This window comes from Mycolicibacter sinensis (genome assembly GCF_001667945.1).
GTDB classification, from domain to species: Bacteria; Actinomycetota; Actinomycetes; order Mycobacteriales; family Mycobacteriaceae; genus Mycobacterium; species Mycobacterium sinense_B.
Map to the genome: position 1 here is coordinate 1 of NZ_LZJK01000034.1, position 19,785 is coordinate 19,785.

The 19,785-nt window shown below is 67.2% G+C and carries 23 protein-coding genes and 1 riboswitch; of the genes, 12 read left to right on the forward strand and 11 right to left on the reverse strand.

Features of this window, described 5'->3' with window-relative positions; genetic code table 11:
- Positions 1 to 71 precede the first annotated feature (71 nt).
- Positions 72 to 698, forward strand: a complete 627-nt coding sequence (locus A5694_RS03515; protein ID WP_064920466.1) for a cellulase family glycosylhydrolase — start codon at positions 72 to 74, stop codon at positions 696 to 698.
- Positions 699 to 734: 36 nt separating this feature from the next.
- Here A5694_RS03515 and A5694_RS03520 read toward each other — a convergent pair whose 3' ends face one another.
- Entirely contained in the window at positions 735 to 2,369 is a 1,635-nt protein-coding gene (locus A5694_RS03520; protein ID WP_064920467.1) for an FAD-binding protein, read from the reverse strand.
- Positions 2,370 to 2,615: 246 nt separating this feature from the next.
- A complete protein-coding gene (locus tag A5694_RS03525; protein WP_064920468.1) occupies positions 2,616 to 3,416 on the reverse strand; it encodes a DUF1906 domain-containing protein in 801 nt (266 codons plus the stop codon).
- Positions 3,417 to 3,491: 75 nt separating this feature from the next.
- On the opposite strand from A5694_RS03525, the gene A5694_RS03530 reads away from it, so the two are divergent.
- Complete coding sequence (locus A5694_RS03530; RefSeq protein WP_165605183.1) at positions 3,492 to 4,373, forward strand: carotenoid biosynthesis protein; 882 nt, start codon at positions 3,492 to 3,494, stop codon at positions 4,371 to 4,373.
- Here the strand turns inward: A5694_RS03530 and A5694_RS23585 are convergent.
- Positions 4,351 to 4,563 (reverse strand): hypothetical protein, encoded by a 213-nt coding sequence (locus A5694_RS23585; protein WP_428844253.1) that lies wholly within the window; start codon positions 4,561 to 4,563, stop codon positions 4,351 to 4,353. The genes A5694_RS03530 and A5694_RS23585 overlap by 23 nt on opposite strands.
- Positions 4,564 to 4,613: 50 nt before the next feature.
- Complete coding sequence (locus A5694_RS03535; RefSeq protein WP_064920469.1) at positions 4,614 to 5,267, reverse strand: TetR/AcrR family transcriptional regulator; 654 nt, start codon at positions 5,265 to 5,267, stop codon at positions 4,614 to 4,616.
- Between the two features lie 101 nt (positions 5,268 to 5,368).
- Here A5694_RS03535 and A5694_RS03540 point away from each other — a divergent pair, with 101 nt between their 5' ends.
- From A5694_RS03540 to A5694_RS03570, 7 genes are all read left to right on the forward strand, one after another.
- Positions 5,369 to 6,331 (forward strand): acyl-CoA thioesterase, encoded by a 963-nt coding sequence (locus tag A5694_RS03540; protein WP_064920470.1) that lies wholly within the window; start codon positions 5,369 to 5,371, stop codon positions 6,329 to 6,331.
- Positions 6,328 to 6,936, forward strand: coding sequence for a VOC family protein (locus A5694_RS03545; RefSeq protein WP_064920471.1), 609 nt, complete (start codon positions 6,328 to 6,330; stop codon positions 6,934 to 6,936). Before A5694_RS03540 ends, A5694_RS03545 begins: the two co-directional genes overlap by 4 nt.
- A complete protein-coding gene (locus A5694_RS03550; RefSeq protein ID WP_064920472.1) occupies positions 6,933 to 8,342 on the forward strand; it encodes an aldehyde dehydrogenase family protein in 1,410 nt (469 codons plus the stop codon). Before A5694_RS03545 ends, A5694_RS03550 begins: the two co-directional genes overlap by 4 nt.
- A 34-nt stretch (positions 8,343 to 8,376) precedes the next feature.
- Positions 8,377 to 9,201, forward strand: coding sequence for an SDR family NAD(P)-dependent oxidoreductase (locus tag A5694_RS03555; protein ID WP_064920473.1), 825 nt, complete (start codon positions 8,377 to 8,379; stop codon positions 9,199 to 9,201).
- Between the two features lie 11 nt (positions 9,202 to 9,212).
- On the forward strand, positions 9,213 to 10,136 hold the full coding sequence (locus A5694_RS03560; protein ID WP_064920474.1) for an LLM class F420-dependent oxidoreductase: 924 nt from the start codon (positions 9,213 to 9,215) through the stop codon (positions 10,134 to 10,136).
- Between the two features lie 30 nt (positions 10,137 to 10,166).
- Positions 10,167 to 10,757, forward strand: coding sequence for an HD domain-containing protein (locus A5694_RS03565; protein WP_064920475.1), 591 nt, complete (start codon positions 10,167 to 10,169; stop codon positions 10,755 to 10,757).
- A gap of 107 nt (positions 10,758 to 10,864) precedes the next feature.
- Complete coding sequence (locus A5694_RS03570; protein ID WP_234787896.1) at positions 10,865 to 11,560, forward strand: DUF1906 domain-containing protein; 696 nt, start codon at positions 10,865 to 10,867, stop codon at positions 11,558 to 11,560.
- Between the two features lie 31 nt (positions 11,561 to 11,591).
- Here A5694_RS03570 and A5694_RS03575 read toward each other — a convergent pair whose 3' ends face one another.
- From A5694_RS03575 to A5694_RS03590, 4 genes are all read right to left on the reverse strand, one after another.
- Positions 11,592 to 12,803: a PPE family protein gene (locus A5694_RS03575; protein ID WP_064920477.1), complete on the reverse strand. Its 1,212-nt coding sequence runs from the start codon at positions 12,801 to 12,803 to the stop codon at positions 11,592 to 11,594.
- A gap of 14 nt (positions 12,804 to 12,817) precedes the next feature.
- Positions 12,818 to 13,117 carry a PE family protein gene (locus tag A5694_RS03580; RefSeq protein WP_064920478.1) on the reverse strand — a complete coding sequence of 100 codons (300 nt, stop codon included), beginning with the start codon at positions 13,115 to 13,117 and terminating at the stop codon, positions 12,818 to 12,820.
- Positions 13,118 to 13,399: 282 nt separating this feature from the next.
- Positions 13,400 to 13,572: riboswitch (M-box (ykoK) riboswitch) on the reverse strand.
- 278 nt (positions 13,573 to 13,850) lie between these two features.
- Positions 13,851 to 14,465 carry a TetR family transcriptional regulator gene (locus tag A5694_RS03585; RefSeq protein WP_064920479.1) on the reverse strand — a complete coding sequence of 205 codons (615 nt, stop codon included), beginning with the start codon at positions 14,463 to 14,465 and terminating at the stop codon, positions 13,851 to 13,853.
- A complete protein-coding gene (locus A5694_RS03590; protein ID WP_064920542.1) occupies positions 14,446 to 15,288 on the reverse strand; it encodes an SDR family NAD(P)-dependent oxidoreductase in 843 nt (280 codons plus the stop codon). The genes A5694_RS03585 and A5694_RS03590 overlap by 20 nt, the downstream gene beginning before the upstream one ends.
- Before the next feature lie 112 nt (positions 15,289 to 15,400).
- On the opposite strand from A5694_RS03590, the gene A5694_RS03595 reads away from it, so the two are divergent.
- Together A5694_RS03595 and A5694_RS03600 are read left to right on the forward strand one after the other, a co-directional pair.
- Positions 15,401 to 16,267, forward strand: a complete 867-nt coding sequence (locus A5694_RS03595; protein WP_064920480.1) for an LLM class F420-dependent oxidoreductase — start codon at positions 15,401 to 15,403, stop codon at positions 16,265 to 16,267.
- Positions 16,264 to 16,776, forward strand: coding sequence for a nuclear transport factor 2 family protein (locus A5694_RS03600; protein ID WP_064920481.1), 513 nt, complete (start codon positions 16,264 to 16,266; stop codon positions 16,774 to 16,776). Before A5694_RS03595 ends, A5694_RS03600 begins: the two co-directional genes overlap by 4 nt.
- On the opposite strand, the gene A5694_RS03605 is transcribed toward A5694_RS03600, so the two are convergent.
- Positions 16,736 to 17,608: an alpha/beta fold hydrolase gene (locus A5694_RS03605; RefSeq protein WP_064920482.1), complete on the reverse strand. Its 873-nt coding sequence runs from the start codon at positions 17,606 to 17,608 to the stop codon at positions 16,736 to 16,738. The two genes, A5694_RS03600 and A5694_RS03605, sit on opposite strands and share 41 nt — an antisense overlap.
- Entirely contained in the window at positions 17,605 to 18,099 is a 495-nt protein-coding gene (locus A5694_RS03610; RefSeq protein WP_064920483.1) for a hypothetical protein, read from the reverse strand. Before A5694_RS03610 ends, A5694_RS03605 begins: the two co-directional genes overlap by 4 nt.
- A gap of 56 nt (positions 18,100 to 18,155) precedes the next feature.
- Between A5694_RS03610 and A5694_RS03615 the strand changes: the two genes are divergently transcribed.
- Entirely contained in the window at positions 18,156 to 18,797 is a 642-nt protein-coding gene (locus A5694_RS03615; RefSeq protein WP_064920484.1) for a TetR/AcrR family transcriptional regulator, read from the forward strand.
- Here A5694_RS03615 and A5694_RS03620 read toward each other — a convergent pair.
- The gene (locus A5694_RS03620; protein WP_064920485.1) at positions 18,724 to 19,752 is read right to left on the reverse strand and encodes a fused (3R)-hydroxyacyl-ACP dehydratase subunits HadA/HadB; all 1,029 of its coding nucleotides are present in this window, start codon (positions 19,750 to 19,752) and stop codon (positions 18,724 to 18,726) included. The two genes, A5694_RS03615 and A5694_RS03620, sit on opposite strands and share 74 nt — an antisense overlap.
- Between the last annotated feature and the right edge of the window lie 33 nt (positions 19,753 to 19,785).

A 19,785-nucleotide genomic window follows, 5' to 3' on the forward strand; every position in this document is an offset into this window, starting at 1 on the left:
GGAGCCGATGACATGCCCGCCCTAACTGCCTAACCCATCGGATCACGCAGCACTACACCACTTCCCGGGACTTGACCAACGGCGTCTTGTCGTTCCACGACTACTGCTACGCGAACCTCGGTCCCCTGGGTTGCCTGCCAGACGTCACCGGAGTCATGAACAATGCTATTTCGTACGCGAAAGCGCATGATATCCCGGCGTTTATGAGCGAGTTCGGCTCCACCAGCAACCAGTCAACGCTTGCGGCTGCGTTGCCTCCCGCCAACCAGAACATGATCGGCTGGACGGCATGGGTCTATGGCGGCCCACAATCGGGTGTTGGCCTCGACGGCACCTCGCCCGACTTGGTCTATGACCCCACCCAGCCGCCGATCGGTGACAATGTCAATACCGCCAACCTGGAGACACTCGCCCAGCCCTATCCTCAGGTAGTTGCCGGGACACCGAACTCCTGGTCGTTCGACAACGGCGTCTTCCAGCTCAGCTACTCCACCGAGCACGCCGACGGCACAGGCGCGTTCGCCGCCGGCTCGCAGACCACTATCTCGGTGCCAACCGTCGAATTCCCGAGCGGGTATCAGGTGACCGTGACGGGCGGGGAGGTCATTTCGGCGCCGAACGCCCCGGCACTGATCATCGCCTCGAATGCCGGCGCCACCGATGTCAGCGTCACGGTGAGCCCGGCGGCCACGGGGTAAACCAAGGGATTCGGCCAATCGCGTTGGCGGACCTGGCTAATCGGTGAGCTGGTCGTGGGCAGTCTGCTGGTGCGCCGACCGCTCGAGGGCGATACCCGCGGCATGCGCTCCGGCTCGCCTTCCGCTGAAGATGCAGTCGGCAAGGGATAGCCCGCTGACGTAGCTGCTCGAGCAGATGCCGACCGCATTGCGGCCCGCCGAGTACAGCCCGGGAATCGTTCCGCCGTCACGATGTAGCAGTTCGCCGGTGCTCTCGTTGACGACGAGTCCGCCGAGGGTCAGCCCCGGGATCGGGTAGAACATCGACGCGTCGGCGGAAATGTTGATCGAGTAGAAGGGCCCGACTGTCAAAGGGCGGCACAGTTCCGCCGCCTTATGCGCAGGATCACCGTCGCCACGGCGGAGGCTGTCGTTGTAATCGTCTACCGTGCGGCGGAGGCCGGCGGCGTCGATGCCGTTGCGACGGGCCAGGTCTTCGATGGTGTCGGCCTTCTTGTGTCCAGTGGTGAAGAGATAGATCAGCTGGAGTCGCTGGAACAGCTGGGTCTGTTCGCGGACTTGCGCTTTGATCTTCCGCCAGGTGGGTGCGTCGTAGACGGCCCAGCCGGCTCCGTTGAATCGCCGCATCAGGACGTCGCCGTGGGTGGCGCCATAGAGGTCCTCGTTGGCGATCCGGCTTCCATCGGTCCCGACGGTTAGGCCTTCGAGGAAGGCGCTGGGCGGCGCCAAAAAGCGCCAGGCCGTGACGTTTTCCATTTTGTCGAGCATTCCGCCGGCGTCGAGGCCAAGAGCGATACCCGTGCCGTCGTCGCCTGGTGTGCCGAGCGGAGAGACCTTCATGAATCCGGGCGCATACTGCTTGACCCATTCCCGGTTGTAGATGAATCCGCCGGCGGCCAGAATGACGGTGCGGCCATACGCGGTGCGTTCGACTGCGGCATCTGACCAGAGGCGTTCTGCCCGGGACACGGCGCCCTCGACGAGGCCGGGCAGCCAGTTGCCGAGCTTTCCGGTGGCTCTGGTGAGTACAGAATGGCGGAGTACATGCGGATGCGACAGATCCATTGAACGGTAACGGACGCCGACGACGCGACCGTCTTCCATGAGGAGGCGATCTACTCGGGCCAGGGGGATGAAATCCACCCCTTTTGCTTTCGCTGATGCGCCTAGGCGTTCGTAGAGCACCTTGCCCGAACTCATGCGGGGGGCGAAAACGCGGTGGCCGCGCGGGGCGGGTGTCGCGTGCTGGACATACGGGTGGGCTTTCTCGTTTCCCGAATAGTAAAGATAGTGGCGGTCGGTCGGGTACGACGTCTTGTAGGCGGAGACTTCGCCGCCCCGAAACTCCACACCCTGGTGTCTGAGCCAAGCGATCATCGCCGGGCTTTGGTCGCAGAATCGGTCGAGCGTCTCCGCGGTGACGGCATCGCCGACTTCTTGCCGTAGGTATGCGCGCAGGTTCTCGACGGTGTCCCGGTAGCCGCCGGCGCGCTGTTCGGGTGTTCCGCCGCCCGCGTAGATGATTCCGCCGGAAAGAGCGGTTGCCCCTCCGCCGTACCCGCGGTCTAATGCGAGCACGCGCGCCCCGGCATCGGCGGCCTCGATAGCGGCGGAAACCCCCGCCGCTCCGTAGCCCACGACGATGACATCGTACTGATCCGCCGATTTCATGATGGTTCCTCGTCTTCGGACTGCTGCAGCGGCAGATCGCGCAGTGTGCGAATGGTCTGCCCGCCAAACCGGCGCGGGGCCATCAGTGGTTGTGGTCCGCGGCGGCAAGGCGCTGGCGCGGCGTCGGCGTCAGGCGTCGGTTGTCGCGCCGCATGCACGTGACACTAAGGACCATTCGCGACGCTACGCGGCCAGGCTCCCGACCACCGGGACGCTTCGTCTACCAGCGCCGCCTGGTTCGCGGCGTCACGGGTGCAGGTTCCACTGCCCGCAGTCCTGGGCCAGCACGTCGTTGACGTCGACCTCGATCCCGCCGACGATCGGGCCGGGCGTCGACGCGGTGCTCACGATGCGCTGGAACAGCACCGCCCCAGGAAATCGTTGCCCGCGCGACCAAGATCGGGTCTGCCAGGCCCAGCGGTGACCGGGGGTGCGGGAATTCCCGATGACCCCGTCGGCGGCGGCCCACTGACACACGTTGACCCCCCCGTAGACACCGGTCCGCTGGACTCCGATCACGGAGTTGATTCCCCGGAACCACTGCAGCGCAACATTATTCCACGTGTCACGGTTGATGTCGTCATCGACGCTGAAGAAGATCGGCGCGCTGCGGCCGCCACCGGCGGCGGTGTGCAGATTCCAGGCGGTCTGCGCATCGGAGACGCCGCCGGCGTAGCCGCGGGTGAAGTCCGACGGTGCCGTCCCGCCCGGCTTGCCGTACTGGTAGTTGCTGACGATCACCAGTCCGGCGGCGGTCAGTGACTCGGCATAGGGGCGGGTGATCGGTTTGGCGCCGAAGTTCGAGCCGGGACGTGACGTCGATACGTAGTTGATCACCCCGGCATGGCCGGCTGCCCGGATGTCCTGCGCCGGGATCTGGCGCATGGCGTAGTCGATCAGCGTGGGTGCGGCGGCGGAAGCCGGGGGTGTGTTGGCGACCGCGGATACAGCGCCGGCCCCGGTGAGCGCCGCGGCGGATGCGTACCGCAGCACATCACGTCGGGAAACCAGACGCGACGCGCGACTGGGCAGCGGATTGTCGGGCATCGCCCGATGTTAACAATGTGGCTACTGTTACCGATGGTGCCCACGCCGGGCGAGGTCCACAGATACGATGCGCCCGTGTCGACACGTACTCGATGGCAGGTCGTGGCCGGCTGGTGTCTCGTCGCGCTTTGGTTGGCGGCGACGATGATCGCGGCTTTAAGTGGCGGATCGGCGCTACAGGCTGGGGCCGAAGCCGGTTACGGTGCCTGCCTGGCAGTGTTCGTGGTGCTGCATACCCACACGCTGTACAAGCCCGCGGGCGTCATCGGCTACCTCACGATCGCCGTGGTCGTGGCGTTCGGCTTCGAGGCATGCAGTGTGGCGACCGGCTTCCCGTTCGGCTCCTACGTTCACCACCTGGAGGGGCCCCGGTTGCTCGGGGTGCCGTTCACGGTGGTGTTCGGTTGGGTGGTGCTGGCCTGGCTGGCGTGGGTGCTGGCCCGGGTGATCGTGGGGGAGTATCGCGACCGGCGCGTGTCCGTGGTCGTGACGCCCGTCGTGGCCACGCTCATCCTCGGCGGGTATGACCTGGTGATCGATCCGATCGCCGCGTACGCGCGGGGGCTGTACTCCTATGGGTCGCCAAGTGGCGCTCTCGGTGTCCCGTTGAGTAACTATTTCGGCTGGGTGTTCACCGGATGGGTGCTGTTCCAGCTGTTTTCGTTGCTGGAACGGCGGTGGCGGCGGGAGCCCGTTGCCTCGCCCCGATCGACACTGCTGATGCCGGTCGTCATCTGGTTCGGACTCGCCCTGCAGGTCAACCTGGAGATGCTGCGCGCAGGTGATGCCACCGCGACGCTGCAAGGCGGCCGGGTCGTTCCGGTATCCGATATCTATGCGACCTGTTCTGCCGCTGCATGGTTCACGATGGGCCTGGTGGTGGCGATCAGCGTGGCGCGGCTGTATGCCGCCACCCCGGCACCGCAGACCCGCCTTACGTTGCCGGTGACGCCGTAACGGTGACATTGACGGTAGTGGCTCCCGCGTCGGAGGCGATGACCAGTTCCGGTGCATTGGCATCGGAGACGACGTGGCCGCCCACGACGCTCACCTGATACCCGTCGGGGAATTGGAGCTTCGGGAGCGCGATCTCGGTGCGAGAGCCGGCGGCATCCGGACGGACTACCAACGCAAGACTGAAAGGCAGATTCCGGTTTCGTAATCACTCCGGTCAGCCCTGCTGCGTAGAGTTACGCGTCATCGATCGGTGACCGGGGCCTGCCACAGGCCGACGAGGGCGTCGACGAGGCCGCCGGCAGCGCCGGGCCAGTCCGACCGTGGGCCTTCGCTCCCCTCGGCGAAGCCGCGCTCGATCTCCGCGCAGGTGTACATGAGCATGGTGCGCATCATGATGTTGCGTTCGGCGCGAACATGTTTGGCGAGATCGGGAACGCCCCGGCCGATGCGGTCGACGACGTGGCGCAGCGACTCTGATTCCAGGGCGTTCTGGGTGACCACCCGCCGATAGGTGGGGTCGGTCATCACCTGGGCGGCGAAACGGGCGTACCAGGTCGGCCGCGGCAGCGACGCCAGGTGATCGGTCAGTGGCTGCACCAGGCAGCCCACCCAGTCGCGCAGCTCCGCGGACTCGCCGGTGGCGGCCACCCGGGCGGTGCGCAGCGCTTCGATGTGCCCGGCATGGCTGTCGTCGATGGCGCGTACCAGGTCCTTCTTGGTGCCGAAGTGATAGGCCACGGCGGCATTGTTGCCCTGACCGGCAGCCTCGACGATCTGCCGGTGCGTCACCGCCTCCACCCCGTGCTCGGCGATCAACCGCTCGGCCGCGGCCAACAGCGCCCCCCGCGTGCCGACGGCGCGGGTGGAACGCGGGCTGCGGATGGACGTCGGCATGGCGTAAGTCAACAGCCCGCCCTTGACCTAAGTCAAACGTTTGACTTAAATGAGCGAGACCGCCGGTTCGCCGAGTCGGCAGACCGTCGAGGAGGGCCACAATGCCCGAGGCCACCATCCAGCCTGACTTCACCGGCCCGCTGCGCGCTACCGGCAGTCGGCTGGAAACCGCCACGCTCGGTGCACTCGACGAGCTGCAACAAGTCTTGACGCTGCAGCCGGCCGGCGCCGACCGGTTCCGCGCGGGCAGCGAGGTCTCCCGATTCGGCCGCATCTTCGGCGGCCAGCTCGTCGCCCAGGCGATGTCGGCGGCCTCGGCCACGGTCAGCGAGCTGTGCCCGCATTCCATCCACGTGTCGTTCGTGCGTCCGGGCGACTCGGCCGCGCCGCTGGACATCGTCGTCGACCACACCCGCGACGGCCGTTCGATGTCGGTGCGCCAGGTCGTCGTCGAACAAGACGGCAACGCGCTCGTGACGGCGACGGTGTCCTTCGACACGCATTCCGAGCGTGCCGATGCCGTCACCGCAGCGGAGGGCGCGACGGCGCCGGAATCGCTGCCGCTGCTGCAGCACTGGGCGCAGCTCGCCCCGGCTGGCCTGGCCGCCCCGGGAAGTACCTGGATTGACACCCCACCTCCGCTGGAGATGCGCATCGGCGAACCACCCATCTTCCTCGGTGGCAAACAAGCCCCCGGACCGCGAGTCCACTGGATGCGGCTGCCGCGCAGGATCGACGGTGGCCCGCCGACACATGCGGCGTTGCTTGCCTACGCCAGCGACTATCTGCTGGTGGATATGGCTTTGCGCTCCCACCCGCGACCTGTCAGTTATGCCAGCCACCGGGGACTGACCCTCGACCACACCGTCTGGTTGCACCGCCCGGTGCGCTTCGACCGCTGGCATAGCTACACCCAGCAGACCGTTGCTGTCGGCGGCCACCGCGCCCTGGTGCAGGGAACCATCGTCGACATCGACGGTCGGCACGTGGCCAGCACCGCTCAGGAGGTGCTCGTTCGGCCGATGAGCGGACCGCGTGGCACGGGTCCGGAGCAACCCGCATGAAGGCTCCGTTGTTTGAACACCATTGGCCCAAAGGGGAGTTCCAGCTATTCCAACTCGGCTTTGTGGTGCCAGAGCTCCTCAGCGCTGCCGGCCGCTGGGCGCAGGTCTTCGGCGTCGGCCCGTTTCACATCATGCCGCGGGTGCAGAGCACCTGCCGCTACCGCGGCACCGACGCCGCTATCGACGTCCAGATCGGTGTGGCACAGGCCGGACCCGTACAGGTCGAGCTGATCCAGGACCACACTTACGGCGGCTCGGTGTTCGCCGAGATGGCGACCCGGCACGGCAGTCGCCCGTTCGGCTTCCACCAGGTCTCCACGCTCACCCGCGACTACGACGCCAAAGTCGCCGGCTACCTCGCCCAGAACTACGAACTGGCCTGCGAGCTGACCAACGTCGGGCAACGCGTGGCATTCATCGACACCTTCGCCGAATTCGGATTCTTCACCGAGATCGTCGAAGACAATCCCAGTTTCCGCAACCACGTCACCACGATCGCGCACACCTGCCAAACCTGGGACGGCACCGACCCGATCCGGATCCTGAGCCGCAACGGTTACCACCTACCCGACGAACCGATCCTACGAAAGGACGAAAACCAATGACCAGCACTATGATCCCGGTCTTCAACCCCTCAACCGAGGAGCAGATCGCCGAGGTCCCCGACTCCGATCAGGCAGCCGTCGACGCGGCGGTCGCCCGGGCTCGGGAGAGCTTCGAATCCGGCGTGTGGCGCAAGCTGCCCGCTGCGCGTCGCGCCGAGATCATGTTCCGCGCCGCGGAGATCATCAAAGAACGCACCGCCGAACTCGCCGAAATCGAGTCCCGCGACAACGGAATGACCGCGATGGGGGCGAGCCAGATCATCAAGGTCTCCCAGGAGATGCTGACCTACTACGCCGGCTGGGTCGGCAAGATCCACGGCGAGTCCAGCAACCTGGTCTCCGACGGCCTGCTCGGCAATTTCGAGACCTACCACGCCTTCACCCAGCTCGAGCCGGTCGGCGTCGTCGGGTTGATCATCCCGTGGAACGGGCCGTTCTTCGTCGCAATGCTCAAGGTGGCCCCGGCGCTAGCGGCCGGCTGCAGCTGCGTGCTCAAGCCCGCCGAGGAAACCCCGTTGACCGCACTCAAACTCGAGGAGATCTTCCGCGAGGCGGGTCTTCCCGACGGTGTGCTCAATGTGGTGACCGGTTACGGCGAAACCACCGGTGCCGCACTGACCGCCCACCCGGACGTCGACAAGATCTCGTTCACCGGGTCCACTGAGGTGGGACGGCTGATCGTCAAGGCGGCCGCCGGTAACCTCAAGCGCCTCACCCTGGAACTCGGCGGCAAGTCGCCGCTGATCATGTTCGACGACGCCAATCTCGACAAGGCCATCATGATGGCCGGGATGGGGCTGCTGGCCGGCTCGGGCCAGAACTGTTCCTGCACTTCGCGGATCTACGTTCAGCGCGGCATCTATGACCAGGTCGTCGAAGGCCTGGCGAACTTCGCCAAGATGCTGCCGATGGGCGGCAGCGACGACCCCAATTCGGTGCTCGGGCCGCTGATCAGCGAGAAACAGCGTCAACGCGTAGCAGGCATCGTCACCGACGGGGTGGCCGCCGGAGCGCAGGTGATCACCGGCGGCAAGCCGATGGATCGGCGCGGCTACTTCTACGAGGCCACGATCATCACCAACACCACGCCCGATATGCGGCTGATCCGCGAGGAGATCTTCGGGCCGGTCGGATCGGTGATTCCCTTCGACGAGGAAGAGGAGGCGATCGCCGCCGCCAACGACACCGAATACGGGCTGGCCGGCGCCATCTGGACCGAGAACCTCAGCCGCGCCCACCGCGTCGCGAACGAGCTTCGCGGCGGCCAGATCTGGGTGAACTGCGCACTGGCCGCCGACCCGTCCATGCCGATCTGCGGGCACAAGCAATCCGGTTGGGGCGGTGAGCGGGGCCGCAAGGGCCTGGAGGCCTACTTCAACACCAAGTCGGTCTACATCAGCCTGTGACCCCCTTGATGGCGAACCCGCCCGGAGGTGGCTTGTGGTCCTGCAGAAAGACGCCGCGACCCTCGATGGCCGAGTAGCCGTCGTCACCGGCGGCGGCTCCGGCATCGGCCGGGGCATCGCCGAGACGTTCGCCGAATTCGGTGCCCAAGTGGTGATCTGGGAAAAGGATCCCGCGACCGCGCACAGCGCGGCCGCCGCCGTCGGCGGTCTGGCCTGCGTGGTCGATGTCCGCGATCCCGATCAGGTGGATGCGGCCTTGACCGGGACCGTCGCGCAGGTGGGCCTGCCGACGGTTCTGGTCAACAACGCCGGCGGGGTGTTCGCGTCCGCGTTGCTGGAGACCGCGCCGAAGGGCTGGGACACCTTGATCCGCTCCAACCTCACCCACGTCCTGCTTTGCACGCAGCGCGTCGCGCAGGCACTGGTGCAGCGGGGTGTGCCGGGCAGCATCATCAACATCGCCAGCATCGAGGGCACCCGCGCCGCTCCTGGCTACGCGGCCTACGCAGCGGCGAAGGCAGGTGTCATCAACCTCACCAAGACGGCGGCGCTGGAGTTAGCCCCGCACGGTATCCGGGTCAACTGTCTGGCCCCCGACCTCACGCTCACCGAAGGTATCGAGCGCGTCGGCTCGCCCGAGATGCTGGCCAACGCGCGCTACATGATGCCGATGGGCCGTCCCGGCCACGTTGACGAGATGGCCGGAGCCGCGCTGTTTCTGGCCGGCGATCTGAGCTCCTACGTGACCGGCCAGACGCTGCACGTCGACGGCGGTACGCACGCGGCCGGTGGGTGGTATCACCATCCGGGCAGCGGTGACTACATTCTCGGGCCGCCCCGGCCGAACCTGGAGAGCTGAAAGGGACACGCATGCGCTTCGCGTTCACCTATCCGATCATCACGCATCCCTGCGACCCGCAACTGGTATCCCCGCAAGGAGTCACCGCCGTGGCGCAGGCCGCCGAAGGCGCTGGATTCGACGCGATGGGCTTTACCGACCACCCGGCGCCGACACAACGATGGCTCGACGCCGGCGGCCACGACAGCCTTGACCCCTTCGTGGCCATGGGATTCGCCGCAGCGCACACCCGGACGCTGCGGTTCGTCCCCAACGTCGTCGTCCTTCCGTACCGCAACCCGTTCGTGGTGGCGAAGTCCGGGGCGACGCTGGACCTGCTCTCCGGTGGACGGTTCACGCTGGCTGTCGGTGTCGGCTACCTCAAGGGTGAATTCGCCGCTCTCGGAGTTGATTTCGATGAGCGCGCCGAGCTGGTCGAGGAGAGCCTGGACGTCATTCGAGCCATCTGGACCGGAGATGACGTGTCGTTCGAGGGCAGGCACTTCCGGGCCAGGGGAATCACCGCGCATCCGCGCCCGATCAGCAGGCCGCATCCGCCGATCTGGATCGGCGGAAACACCGGCAACGCCCGGCAACGCGTCGCCACCCGGGGGGACGGCTGGGTCCCGTTCGCCGCGCCGCCGGGCCTGGCCAGCACGGCCCGCACCGCCGCCATGGATTCCCTCGACGCATTGACCGCAGGTATCGAGGATTTGCGGCGGCGCTGTGATGAGGCGGGCCGGGACTGGTCGGCCATCGACATCTGCTTCTCCAACCTGGCCGGCGGCCGCCTCGGCTACCACGACTTCGACGCGAGCGCCTACCTGGACGGTCTGGGTCATCTCGCTGAGGTGGGCGTCACCTGGGTACAGGTCGCCGTCCCCGGCGACAGCTTCACGCACGCGATCGAGGCGATAGAGCACTTCGGTGACGCGGTGATCACGAAGGCCCCGTAAGGGGCGCCCTGGCGGCGCTAATGTGACGGGGTGACCGTGCCGGAGATCGTCCGCAGTGTGCCGCTGGCCGAGGAGATCCTCGAGTCGCACCGCCACCGCGCCGGCGGCGACGACATCGGCTGGGACGCATACAAAGCGCACGTGTACCGGATCTTCAATTTCGCCCGCGCGCTGGCGCCGGAGCACCCCGACCGGGACGACAAGCTGGCAATCGCCGCAGCATTTCACGATCTGGCCGCGTTCGACACGATCGACTATCTGGTGCCGTCGATCGAGGCGCAGGACGTGTGGCTGCAGCAGACCGGCCGCGAGGCGTGGTCGGACGAATTGGCGCTCATCGTCGCCCAGCATCACCGGCTCGCCGGTTACGGTCCATCCCGTCCGTACGCACCGCTGGTCGAGGCGGTGCGCCGCGCCGACCTCGTCGACGTGAGCCAGGGCCTCATCAGATTCGGCCTTCCGCGGTCTTACGTCGCCGAGGTGCGCGGCGCCTTCGACGCCAGCGTCTTCTTCACCCGGGTGATCCCATCGGGGATCGTGCGTGCAGTCCGCCGGTTCCAGCAGCCCGGGTTCTTGCGCCCGGGCAACGCCCTGATCCGCTCGGGCCACGCCGGACGTTGACGGCGGCTACCCTTCCCCTTGTGACGCGATCGGTCTCCCGGCGCGAAGCCCTGCGCTATGCCACGCTGCTCGTACCGGCGCTGGCCGTCCCCGGTGTCCTCGGGGCGATGGCCGGCGCCCCCACGGCCGCCGCCGACGGACTGCAGCTCATCGACTTCGCCGACCGGTTGGTGCAGCCCGAACAGATCAGAGCGGCGGGCTTTGCCGGGGCACTGGTCTACGTCTCGGAGTTGCGGCCGGGCGCCACATTCGATTTCAAGCCCGTCACCCGTGACTATGCAGATCGCCTGCGCGCCGCCGGTTTACAGGTTGTCAGCTGTTACCAGTTCGGTAAGCCAGGATGGGCGAACTCCCCGTCGGACTTCACCCGCGGCTACGACGGGGGAGTGGCCGACGCCCGCACAGCGCTGCGGCTGCACAGTGCGGCCGGTGGCCCGGACTCGGCCCCGATCTTCTTCAGCGTCGACGAAGACATCGACGCCAAGACCTGGAAAGGCCTCGCGCTCCACTGGTTCCGTGGCATCAACTCGGTGCTCGGTGACGAGCGCACCGGAATCTATGGCGGTGCCCGCCAGCTGGGCTGGGCGATCGCCGACGGCGTCGTCGGGCACTCGACCAGCCCCGGTTACCGCTGGGCGTGGCAGACCAAGGCGTGGTCCGGCGGCGAACGCGAACCGGCGGCTGTGCTGTTCCAGCGGGAAGTGGTCACCGCAACCGACCCGGGTTTCATGATCGACGACATCCACGTCGACGTCGACGACGTCTTGGCGGCCGATTTCGGGCAGTGGGATCTAACCCGGTGACGGACGGCTCCCTGGCGGGGCACGGAGATGCCTAGCCCACCACGACCGGGCGCGGCATGACGGTGAGCTTGACGCCGTAGCGCGGCAGCCCGAAACCGGAGCCGCCGTTGCGCCCGCCGCCGCCCGGCGGTATCGGCGGAGGCATGGCGGTCATGGACCTGCTCTCCGGGGCGACGCTCCAGCCGCTGGCCGATCCGGTGCTGGCAGCCGCCGCCGGGACCGCCGTTGCCCAGCTCGGGGGCGTGGACAGCGATCCGACCAGGGTGGCACGGCCCACTCCGGCCGACACATTTGCGCTTGCGCCGCCGGCAGCACGCCCGGCGACGTCGAGGCCGCTGGTGGCTGACGACGCCAGCGACATGGCTGGCGCGGCGCCGAGGCCGCCGCGGGACAGGGCGGCCGTGCCGCCGTCCATACCTCGGGCGAGAAAACCGAGTGTCGCCAAACCGGAAAACCCTTCGATGTTGCCACCGGGGTCGAAGATCCCGGTCGCGGCGATCGTGTTCCACAGCTGAGCATTGATATTCAGCCCGGATCCGTCGTCGCTGCCCCAGGTATCTCCGAACAGGCCATCGAAAAACTTCGTCCAGTCCCAATCGGGTGACGAGGGCGACGTGCCCTCTGCCGGCGACGCCATGCTCCGCAATGCGCTCGGCACGTGGGAGTGCGCATTGGCGGCGTCGGCAGGGACGCCGCCGGAACTGCCCTGCTCTTCCGGCCTGGTGGTCTCCGGTGCGACAGTGAACGGGACCAGTTTCGCGGCGGCCGCGGAAGCGGCGGCATAGCCGTACATCGCAACGGCGTCCTGGGCCCACATCTGGCCGTAGCGCGCTTCGGTCGCTGCAATAGCAGGCGTGTTCTGTCCGAGGGCATTGGTCTTGACCAATGCCGCCAACATCACTCGATTGGTCGCGATCTCCGCCGGTGGCACCGTCATGGCGTAGGCCGACAAATAGGCGTCGGCCGCTGAATTCGCCTGTGCCGCGGTTTGCTCAGCCTGGTCGGCAGTGAGACTCATCCACGTCATGTAAGGCTCGGCTGCCGCCAGCATCGCCGACGCAGACGGACCCCACCACCCCTGGCTCACCAGACTTGCCACCGACCACTCGAAAGATATTGCCGCCGACCGAAGTTCAGCGGCAAGCTGGTTCCAGGCTGCCGCTGCGGTCAGCATCGGCCCGGCTCCCGGCCCGGCGTACATCCGCGCCGAATTGATCTCCGGTGGAAACGATCCGTAATCCATCGCTAAACAACCTTTCAGTAGACCGAAATGACGTTGGCGGCGTCAGTCGCCGCATACGAGTGCGCGCTCATCTGCAGCGTGTCCACGAACCTCTCGTACACCTCCGCGGCACGCTTGCTGATCGCTTGATACATCTGCGCGTGGATGGCGAATTGAGCGGCGGTCAGCGCCGAGACTTCATCTGCTGCCGCTGGAACCAGACCGGTAGTCGGCGCCGCGACTGCGGCGCTCTGTGCGGCCACAGCGGCGCCGATGCCACGCAGATCGGCCGCTGTCGCGGTCAGTTCTTCGGGCAGGGCGGATACAAAAGACATCGAAACTCCTTTGGACATGGCGAATTACGCCGATTCGGCAGGCAAACTCGCGCGCTGAAACCGCGCTGGACGGTGCGGTCGGACAGCGCGGGTACGGTACGGCGTAAACCGATTCAGAGGGTGAAGGCGGCGCCGGGAACGGATTCGAACGAAGTGGTCGTCGAACTCGGATAAGGACTATCGCTCGGACTCAATGTCGCTCTCACCTCCTCACGGCCAGGGCACACGGGGATGCCGTTGCGGCGTGCACAGCGGGGCGAGTCGTGCCGGCAGAAGAGCCGGCCGGCACCCCTCTCGTCAGAGCTTCGGCACTGCACGGCGTATCCGGTCAGAAGCCGGAAGCCACTTGGGCTCAACCCTTAAGCCGGGAAGAGCTGTCCTGACCCTGGGCGTCTCTCGACGTTGGAGGTCAGTGGCCTGTATCCGCACAGACGCCTCACCTAGCGAGGTGCGTTCGCGGCCATGGTGGCAGCAACGGTGCACAGAGTCAACTCGAGCGGCACGCCTCAGGCGTGTCGTTCGTCGCGCCCGATACCGATAGCAGGCCGAGAGGTACTGGCGCGCTACAGCTTTCGTAGCGACCCGGCATGAAACGACCGATGCCAAACCCAGACCTGTGCAATGGCTGCCGAAATATGCTGCGCATCAACCCGGTTCGCCGGAGAGGGAGGCCCGCCGAGCTGCGGCGTCGTGGAAAGTGCGTAGAACTTGCTGTGCGCACTGTGCCAACACGCTATGCGCTCCTAACGCCGCCTTCGGGCGTCTCACCCCAGGGCGCCAACAGCAGCTCACACGCGCGGCGCATGTCGCACTCGGCCTGGGCGGGCGTGGTCGCGCCCATCACGGCCCACGACAGGATGCCGTAGGCACATTGTTCGACCAGCAGAGCGATCTGCGCGTCCTGCGGCGACGGCTCAGTGATCGCAGCGACCGACAAAATGTTCTCCCGCAGGTTGAAGTCGCCGGTCGTGCTGGATTCAGCCCGCCGGGCGTTGACCGAGGCGATCATCGCTCGTGCCAGAAGGGGCCGGGCCAGCATGCTGCGGCAGATCCCGACCATAAGTTCGGCGACATCGGCTGCGGCACGTCCGGTGACCGCATGCGGGGCCCGCACCGCTCGGGTGTAGTGCTCCAGCAGTGCGGCGAACAGATGGTGTTTGGTCGGGTAGTAGCGGTAGACGGTGGTGATCGAGACCGCGGATTGATCCGCGACGTCCTGCATCCGGACGGCTTCCAGCCCATCGCGGGCGCCGAGTCGGGCCGCGGTGGCCAGGATCCGGTCGCAGCGTTGGCGTTGCGCGGGCGTCCTGGGGGTCGCGGGCTCGCGATCACTCGGGGGGCGGGGCATCGGAGGTCTGGCCAGGCTTGCGCTGCAGCAGTTTCTGCATCCACCGGTGGGAGCCCAGCACGGCTTCGGCCCGATCCGGGCCGGCGTGCAGTGCCGGGTTGTCGGCGTGGTCGGAGACGACGTGCACCGGCCCACGGGCCAGCTGGGTGAGGCCTTCGCGAGCCACATCGGCCGGATCGGACACGCGCAGTCCCGGCACGTCGAAATTGAGCCCGACCCGTTGCATGGCCGGTGTCTTGGTGACGCCGAGCACGAGTTCGAGAACGTGCACGTTGTAGTCTCGCAGTTCCAGCCATAGGCCCTCGGCAAAGATCCGGGTGAATGCCTTCACCCCGCCGTACACGGTGTGCCGCGCCGAACCCAGATAGCCGGTGAGGGAGCCGATCAACATCACGCCGCCACGGCGGCGAGCACGCATTGGGCCGGCGAAGTGATGGATCAGCGCCAGTGGCGTCGTCACGTTCAGATCGATCACCTGCTGGAAGGCCGCCAGGTCACCATCGAGGAACTCCGCGCTGTGGGTATTGGCCCCGGCGTTGTAGACCAACAGCCCAACCTCGAGACCCGTTGTGGCCGCGACGATCTTCTCGAGACTGTCCGGCCGCGACAGATCCAGGGCCAGTTCGCGGACCTGCACGCCGAGTTCGCGACAGCGATCAGCGGTGTCGCGCAGCGGCTTCGGCTTGCGGGCGATCAGAACCAGGTGGATCCCCGCCCGGGCCAGCAGGAACGCGAACTCCGCACCGACGCCTTCGGAGCCCCCGGCGATCACCGCCCACGGCCCGTACTGCCGCGCCCACGCCTGATCGGAACCGCTGGACAACACCTACCTCCATAACTAAAATTCATTCCAGTTTCGGACGAGGCTACCTCAGCCACACGGCGCAAGGAAAGTGCATGACGCCATTGCGGTACGACGTTTACCGGGCTCGCTGATGCGCGTCGGCCTATTCACGCCGGTGGTGATCCAGGTGCCCGGCACAGCATCCGACTGGGAAGCCGGCGGCGGGATCGACGACATCGCCGAGATCGCCGCGACCGCGGACGACCTCGGCTTTGCCTACCTCACGTGTTCCGAACATGTCGCGGTGCCGGTCGAGGTGGCGGCCGTCCGCGGCGGGACATACTGGGATCCGTTGGCCACCCTGGCGTTTCTCGCCGCGCGCACCACGCGGATCAGGCTGGTGACCTCGGTGGTGGTGCTGGGCTATCACCATCCGCTGGAGATCGCCAAGCGCTACGGGACCCTCGACCGGATCAGCGGCGGCCGGCTCACGCTCGGCGTGGGTGTGGGTTCGCTGCGCGAGGAGTTCGATCTGCTTGGCTGCGCGTGGGACGATCGCGGCGCGCGCGCCGACGACGCGATGAAGGCCCTGCGTGGGTGCTTGTCGATCAGTCGGCCAGCCTATGACGGACCCTATTACCGCTATGACGGGCTGATCGTGGAGCCCTGCGCGGTGCAACCGCGGGTGCCGATCTGGGTGGGTGGGCGTACGAGGCGCTCGCTTCGGCGCGCCGTGGAATTAGGTGACGGCTGGACACCGTTCGGCCTGACCACGGCCGAGGTGGCGAAACTGCTGGACTCCGTCGACCTTCCGGACGGCTTCACCGTCGTGCTGGCGACACCGCCGCTCGACCCGATCGGTGCCCCGCAGCACGCGAGCGAACAGATCGACCGGCTGGCCGAAGCCGGCGCCACCGACGTCAGCTGTGTGATCTCGGCAGGGTCTTCGGCGCATTTCTGCGAGCAGCTGGCGGCTCTGGCGCAGCTCACCAAGCTCGCGGGAACGGAGCGCCGATGAATGAGCAACGGCTCGCCGAACTGGAACGCCGGCTGCAACGGATCGAGGACGAACGCGCGATCGAACGGTTGATCGCCAGCTACGGCCCATTGGTGGATGCCGGCGACTCCGAAGCTGCCGCCGCACTCTGGTGTGACGACGGGGTGTATGACGTCGAGGACTGGCTCATGCAGGGCCGCAACGACATCGAGGCGATGGTGCGCTCGTCGGGGCATCAGGATCTGATCAACCGCGGCTGCGTACACTTCCTCGGCCCCGCCGTGGTCACCGTCCACGGCGACGACGCGGTCGCGGTCTGCGCGTCGACCCTGCTGGTGAAGCGGGAAACCGGATACCAGGTGGCGCGCGGGGGCGCCAACTACTTCCACCTGCGGCGGGAAACCGAAACCGGGCAGTGGCAGATCGTCAAGCGGGTCACCCGACGCCTCGACGGCACCGCGGATGGCCGTGCCCTCTTGGTGGACGGAGTTATGGGACGGATTCGAGAAACTCCCGCACCAGGCGAGTGAACTCGTCGGGCCGGTCGTAGGTGACGATGTGCCCGGCGCCGGCGATGGTGACGAGGCGCGAATTCGGTGCAGCGGCATGGGCCGTCGCCAGTTCCGCTATCCCGACCAGTGGATCCTCGGCGCCGCGGACCCACAGGGTCGGCACCGACAGCCGCGGCAGCTCGGGCAGCAGGTTCAGCCGCATCGCGGTCGGGCCGTAGGCCGCGATCTGCCAGTCATCCAGTGCCTTCTCGCCGTACCGGTGCTTGGCACGGGCCTCGCGCACCGCGGCGGCGATGATCGCGTCGAAATCCGGAGTATGCTCTCCGGCAACCAGATTGGCGATCATGGACCGGCGGATGGCGGAGGGGGAGCGGGCCAGGTACCAGGTGGCGGCGCGCAGCAGCCCGGGTGTGCGCATGGCCAGCCAGGTCAGGAACTGCGCCGGGCGCTTGGCGCCGAGCCCGCCGGGGCCGACCGCCACCACAGCGCTCACCCGCTCCGGGTGCTCCAGGGCGAAGCCGGTGGCGATACCGGCCCCCAGCGACAGCCCGACGAGCGCCGCCTGCGGCAGCTCGAGCGTATCGAGCAGGTCGGCGAGAAAGCGGCGGAAGAAGGCGTCATCGAGCACACCGTGCCATGGCCGGCTGGCCCCATGGCGGGGCAGATCGATCAGGTGAACCCGGTAATCGGCTGCCAGCGCCGGCGCGACGCGGCGCCACACCCCCTGCGCGGTGTCGAGCATCGCCCCATGCAGCAGAAGCACCGGCAGTCCGGATTCACCGCCGCGGTAGCACCGCACCGGCCCACCGCAGACGGTGAGGTCGGCATGGTTGTCGAACGGGTCGCTCACGGCCGGCCCCGTAGACTCACGGCCCGGCGCAGCATCCGGACATACACCGGCCATGAGCTGCGGGGCCCGCGACAGCCCAGGTTTACAGCGGCCTTGTCCAAGGCGTCCTCGACGAGCGCGTCGTGCAGCCAGCGCCAGATCACCGGCCAGCTCACCCGGGTCGAGCCCACGGTGTCCGCGACGAGGCGGTGGCGCAGTTCGTAGCCGCCGGACACCGGTCGAACCTCCCACTCGTGATAGCCGTCAAGCCCGGCGGGTTTGGTGAAGGCGAACCGGATCCGCCGAGCGGGCTCGTATTCGGTGACGCCGTAACGGATCGGTCCGTGCCCGCCCGTCGCACCGACACCCAACGGCCGGTCCAACCGCAGCGCCGGCCAGTTCTCCCGTGGCCATAGGCGGTCGTCGTCACCGGCGAGGCTGTCTATCAACGTGCCCACCTGCTCGAGGCTATCGGCGGCGAACACCCGGCTGTGCACATTGTCGATTCGCATCCCACCCTCCAATCTAGAGACTCGTCGCTAATTGATTAGAGAGTACTCTCTACTTCATGCCGATGCCAGGGAAGTTCACCGCCGACGATTTCGTCGACGCGGCCATCCGGCTGATCCTGGAGGGCGGGCCGGGCGCCGCCACCGCCAGTGCGGTCGCCCAGGTGGTCGGAGCGCCCAGCGGCTCGGTGTACCACCGGTTTCCGACGCGCCGCGATCTGCTCGCCGCGGCCTGGCTGACACCCGTGCGCCGCTTCCAAGAGGACTTCCTGCCGTTGCTCGCGGCCGACGGCGACCCGGTCGCGATCGGCATTGCGGCCGCGAGCCACGTGCTGCGCTGGAGCGCCGACCACCACGAAGCAGCCGCCCTGCTGGCCCGCTACAGCCGCTCCGATTTCGTCAGCGCCGACTGCTCGGCCGCCGTGCTGACCGAGGCCGATGCCTTGGACCGGCGCGCCGCCGAAGCGCTGGACCGCTTCCTGGCCCGGTTCCCGGCCGCCGACCGCGACCGGGTGCTTTTGGCCGTCATCGACGCGCCCCTGGCCCTGGTGCGCCGCAGCTTCGCGGCCGGCGGCCCCGATGACGACGCTGTGGAATTGGCTGCCGACGTGGCCCGCAGATTGTTGGCTAGCGGAAGCGCACGTGCAACGTCGCCAGGCCGAAGATCTTCTTCTCAGCGGACTTCGCGCCGACCAGGATGACACCGCTGCGGGTCTCCGGATCCAGCGACTTGATCTTGCCGCTGAACTCGATGTCGGCGCCCTCTTTGGCCGACACGACGGCCGGCGCCGACAGCCGCACCGCATAGCGGGTGACTGCCCCCGGGTCACCGGTCCAGGCGGAGGCGAAGCCGGCGCCCAAGCCCATGGTGAGCATGCCGTGGGCGATTACGTCGGGCAGCCCGGCCAGCTTGGCGATCTCCTCATCCCAGTGGATCGGGTTGGCGTCACCGGCCACGCCGGCGTAGTTCACCAGATCCCCGCGGGACAGCCGGGTGTGGCGTACCGGAAGCACGTCGCCCACCTTCACCTCGTCGAAGGACGGGGTCGCAGGGGTCCGGGTCAGACCGCCCTGGGAGACCCGGATCTCGCCCTCGGGACGCACCGTCTTCACATAGGCGGCGTCGGATTCGCCGATGTTCATGATGTTGACGTCGTGCATCATCGCGTTGTGCACGGCCGTCTTGATGGCCGGATCGATGTCCTCGGCGGTCACCCCGACAACGGTGGTGTGCAGGGTGTGCACCCGCTCGCCGGCGGCGTCGGTGAAGGTGTTGGTCACGGTGATCAGGTCGCGGCCGGCGATCCGGCGCACCGACGTCAGCTCGACATCGATCTTGAGTTCGTCGCCGGCGACGATCGGCCGATGCTGCTCGAAGACCTCCTCGGTCTGCATGTAGGTGTCGTAGCCAACGACCACCGACTCGAACATCTCGCGGTTGCAGCTCATGCCCGGGGTCGAGGTGAACGTCAACGGCGTCACCACGTCGGAATAGCCCAACTCAGCAGCGGCGGCGACGTCCCAGTGCGAGGGGTGGTAGTCCTGTACCGCGCGGGCGTACTCGCGTACCTTCTCCCGGCCGACCAGGTAGGTGCCGTCCATCTGGTAGTAGTGGCCGACCCGTGCTTCCATCGCCGATGTCTCTGCTGCAGTCATGAATGGACTCAACCGTTCTGTCGGCTTGTTTGC

Coding starts and splice junctions, on each gene's coding strand:
- A5694_RS03575 (WP_064920477.1), bottom strand. CDS start 12,803: ATGGATTACGGATCGTTTCCACCGGAGATCAATTCGGCGCGGATGTAC.
- A5694_RS03525 (WP_064920468.1), bottom strand. CDS start 3,416: ATGCCCGACAATCCGCTGCCCAGTCGCGCGTCGCGTCTGGTTTCCCGA.
- A5694_RS03540 (WP_064920470.1), top strand. CDS start 5,369: ATGCCCGAGGCCACCATCCAGCCTGACTTCACCGGCCCGCTGCGCGCT.
- A5694_RS03545 (WP_064920471.1), top strand. CDS start 6,328: ATGAAGGCTCCGTTGTTTGAACACCATTGGCCCAAAGGGGAGTTCCAG.
- A5694_RS03550 (WP_064920472.1), top strand. CDS start 6,933: ATGACCAGCACTATGATCCCGGTCTTCAACCCCTCAACCGAGGAGCAG.
- A5694_RS03595 (WP_064920480.1), top strand. CDS start 15,401: ATGCGCGTCGGCCTATTCACGCCGGTGGTGATCCAGGTGCCCGGCACA.
- A5694_RS03620 (WP_064920485.1), bottom strand. CDS start 19,752: ATGACTGCAGCAGAGACATCGGCGATGGAAGCACGGGTCGGCCACTAC.
- A5694_RS03535 (WP_064920469.1), bottom strand. CDS start 5,267: ATGCCGACGTCCATCCGCAGCCCGCGTTCCACCCGCGCCGTCGGCACG.
- A5694_RS03585 (WP_064920479.1), bottom strand. CDS start 14,465: ATGCCCCGCCCCCCGAGTGATCGCGAGCCCGCGACCCCCAGGACGCCC.
- A5694_RS03570 (WP_234787896.1), top strand. CDS start 10,865: ATGGCCGGCGCCCCCACGGCCGCCGCCGACGGACTGCAGCTCATCGAC.
- A5694_RS03610 (WP_064920483.1), bottom strand. CDS start 18,099: ATGCGAATCGACAATGTGCACAGCCGGGTGTTCGCCGCCGATAGCCTC.
- A5694_RS03560 (WP_064920474.1), top strand. CDS start 9,213: ATGCGCTTCGCGTTCACCTATCCGATCATCACGCATCCCTGCGACCCG.
- A5694_RS03520 (WP_064920467.1), bottom strand. CDS start 2,369: ATGAAATCGGCGGATCAGTACGATGTCATCGTCGTGGGCTACGGAGCG.
- A5694_RS03615 (WP_064920484.1), top strand. CDS start 18,156: ATGCCGATGCCAGGGAAGTTCACCGCCGACGATTTCGTCGACGCGGCC.
- A5694_RS03600 (WP_064920481.1), top strand. CDS start 16,264: ATGAATGAGCAACGGCTCGCCGAACTGGAACGCCGGCTGCAACGGATC.
- A5694_RS03580 (WP_064920478.1), bottom strand. CDS start 13,117: ATGTCTTTTGTATCCGCCCTGCCCGAAGAACTGACCGCGACAGCGGCC.